Source organism: Arthrobacter sp. Soil736, from assembly GCF_001428005.1.
Lineage (GTDB): Bacteria > Actinomycetota > Actinomycetes > Actinomycetales > Micrococcaceae > Arthrobacter.
Genome location: NZ_LMSB01000006.1, coordinates 117,733 through 121,247, shown reverse-complemented (window position 1 = coordinate 121,247; position 3,515 = coordinate 117,733). Strand labels below are relative to the sequence as shown.

At 55.3% G+C, this 3,515-nt stretch carries 2 rRNA genes; both read left to right on the top strand.

Going from position 1 to position 3,515, the window contains the following annotated elements:
• The first annotated feature begins 53 nt into the window (after positions 1 to 53).
• Positions 54 to 3,190, top strand: a 23S ribosomal RNA gene (locus tag ASG92_RS05575).
• A 208-nt stretch (positions 3,191 to 3,398) separates the two neighbouring features.
• Positions 3,399 to 3,515, top strand: a 5S ribosomal RNA gene (rrf, locus tag ASG92_RS05570).

Sequence of the window (3,515 nt, the reverse complement as noted above, 5' to 3'; positions counted from 1 at the left end):
GGGTGTGGTTGGTTTTCRTGGTTCTCTCGTGAATTAGTTTTTTGATCTTTTGTGGTCAAGTTTTTAAGAGCACACGGTGGATGCCTTGGCATTAGGAGCCGAAGAAGGACGTAGGAATCTGCGATAAGCCTGGGGGAGTCGATAACCGGACTGTGATCCCAGGGTGTCCGAATGGGGAAACCCCGCCAGACGCGCGAGTGATCTGGTGACCCGCATCTGAACACATAGGGTGCGTGGAGGGAACGCGGGGAAGTGAAACATCTCAGTACCCGCAGGAAGAGAAAACAATAGTGATTCCGTTAGTAGTGGCGAGCGAACGCGGATCAGGCTAAACCGTTCCATGTGTGATAGCCGGCGGGCGTTGCATGGGCGGGGTTGTGGGACTTTCCGTGCTGTCTCTGCCGGGACAGCGAGGTGTGGGTGCAGGTATAGGTGAACGGTCTTGAAAGGCCGGCCGTAGAGGGTGTGAGCCCCGTAACCGTAATGCTGTGCACCGCCTGGAGAGTATCCCAAGTAGCACGGGGCCCGAGAAATCCCGTGTGAATCTGTCAGGACCACCTGATAAGCCTAAATACTCCCTAATGACCGATAGCGGACCAGTACCGTGAGGGAAAGGTGAAAAGTACCCCGGGAGGGGAGTGAAACAGTACCTGAAACCGTGTGCTTACAATCCGTCGGAGCAGCCGCGATTTATCGCATAGTAGCTGTGACGGCGTGCCTTTTGAAGAATGAGCCTGCGAGTTAGTGTTACGTCGCGAGGTTAACCCGTGTGGGGAAGCCGTAGCGAAAGCGAGTCTGAATAGGGCGTTGCAGTGGCGTGATCTAGACCCGAAGCGAAGTGATCTACCCATGGCCAGGTTGAAGCGACGGTAAGACGTCGTGGAGGACCGAACCCACTTCAGTTGAAAATGGAGGGGATGAGCTGTGGGTAGGGGTGAAAGGCCAATCAAACTTCGTGATAGCTGGTTCTCCCCGAAATGCATTTAGGTGCAGCGTTGCGTGTTTCTTACCGGAGGTAGAGCTACTGGATGGCTAATGGGCCCTACAAGGTTACTGACGTCAGCCAAACTCCGAATGCCGGTAAGTGAGAGCGCAGCAGTGAGACTGTGGGGGATAAGCTTCATAGTCGAGAGGGAAACAGCCCAGACCACCAACTAAGGCCCCTAAGCGTGTGCTAAGTGGGAAAGGATGTGGAGTTGCGAAGACAACCAGGAGGTTGGCTTAGAAGCAGCCATCCTTAAAAGAGTGCGTAATAGCTCACTGGTCAAGTGATTCCGCGCCGACAATGTAGCGGGGCTCAAGTACACCGCCGAAGTTGTGGCATTCACACATGTTCTAAGCCTTCGTGGTTCAGGAGTGTGGATGGGTAGGGGAGCGTCGTGTGGGCGGTGAAGTCGCGGTGTAAACCAGCGGTGGAGCCTACACGAGTGAGAATGCAGGCATGAGTAGCGAAAGACGGGTGAGAAACCCGTCCGCCGGATGATCAAGGGTTCCAGGGTCAAGCTAATCTGCCCTGGGTAAGTCGGGACCTAAGGCGAGGCCGACAGGCGTAGTCGATGGACAACGGGTTGATATTCCCGTACCGGCGAAAAACCGCCCATGCTGAACAGGGGATACTAACCGCCCGAAGCCTGCCYTATCACCCTTGTGGTGTGCGGGTTTTGGTGGAGCGCGGGACCTGATCCTGGGAGGCAAGCGTATTAACAGGTGTGACGCAGGAAGGTAGCCGAGCCGGGCGATGGTTGTCCCGGTCCAAGGATGTAGGGCGAACGGTAGGCAAATCCGCCGTTCATGTGCCTGAGATCTGACGGGACTCCCGTAAAGGGGGGATTCGGTGATCCTATGCTGCCTAGAAAAGCATCGGCGCGAGGTTTTAGCCGCCCGTACCCCAAACCGACACAGGTGATCAGGTAGAGAATACTAAGGCGATCGAGAGAATTATGGTTAAGGAACTCGGCAAAATGCCCCCGTAACTTCGGGAGAAGGGGGGCCCCAACCTTGAACACCACTTGCTGGTGGGAGGGGATCGGGGCCGCAGAGACCAGGGGGAAGCGACTGTTTACTAAAAACACAGGTCCGTGCGAAGTCGCAAGACGATGTATACGGACTGACTCCTGCCCGGTGCTGGAAGGTTAAGAGGACCGGTTAGCCGCAAGGCGAAGCTGAGAATTCAAGCCCCAGTAAACGGCGGTGGTAACTATAACCATCCTAAGGTAGCGAAATTCCTTGTCGGGTAAGTTCCGACCTGCACGAATGGAGTAACGACTTCCCCGCTGTCTCAACCATAAACTCGGCGAAATTGCAGTACGAGTAAAGATGCTCGTTACGCGCAGCAGGACGGAAAGACCCCGAGACCTTTACTATAGTTTGGTATTGGTGTTCGGAGTGGCTTGTGTAGGATAGGTGGGAGACGTTGAAGCCCGGACGCCAGTTCGGGTGGAGTCATCGTTGAAATACCACTCTGGTCACTTTGGACATCTAACTTCGGCCCGTAATCCGGGTCAGGGACAGTGCCTGATGGGTAGTTTAACTGGGGCGGTTGCCTCCTAAAAAGTAACGGAGGCGCCCAAAGGTTCCCTCAGCCTGGTTGGCAATCAGGTGTCGAGTGTAAGTGCACAAGGGAGCTTGACTGTGAGAGAGACATCTCGAGCAGGGACGAAAGTCGGGACTAGTGATCCGGCGGTACATTGTGGAATGGCCGTCGCTCAACGGATAAAAGGTACCTCGGGGATAACAGGCTGATCTTGCCCAAGAGTCCATATCGACGGCATGGTTTGGCACCTCGATGTCGGCTCGTCGCATCCTGGGGCTGGAGTAGGTCCCAAGGGTTGGGCTGTTCGCCCATTAAAGCGGTACGCGAGCTGGGTTTAGAACGTCGTGAGACAGTTCGGTCCCTATCCGCTGCGCGCGCAGGAAATTTGAGAAGGGCTGTCCTTAGTACGAGAGGACCGGGACGGACGAACCTCTGGTGTGTCAGTTGTACTGCCAAGTGCACCGCTGATTAGCTACGTTCGGATGGGATAACCGCTGAAAGCATCTAAGCGGGAAGCTCGCTTCGAGATGAGATTTCCATACACCTTGTGTGTGAGAGGCCCCCAGCCAGACCACTGGGTTGATAGGCCGGATGTGGAAGCGAGGACTAACGACTCGTGAAGCTGACCGGTACTAATAGGCCGATAACTTACACCACACACCACTGCGTGAACGTATCCTTCAAAAGACGTTCACACCAAAGCAATGGTACGAAGAGAAACAAGACTGCTTGCGTCCACTATGTGGTTCCCAACCAACAAACCCGCACCACGGGTTTCACGGTCCAGGGAACACAACTAAATAACAACACCACTAATGTTGTAACCGATAGTTTTCCCACCCCTCACGGGGACGGGAGCAAGGGTTACGGCGGTCATAGCGTGGGGGAAACGCCCGGTCCCATTCCGAACCCGGAAGCTAAGACCCACAGCGCCGATGGTACTGCACCCGGGAGGGTGTGGGAGAGTAGGTCACCGCCGGAC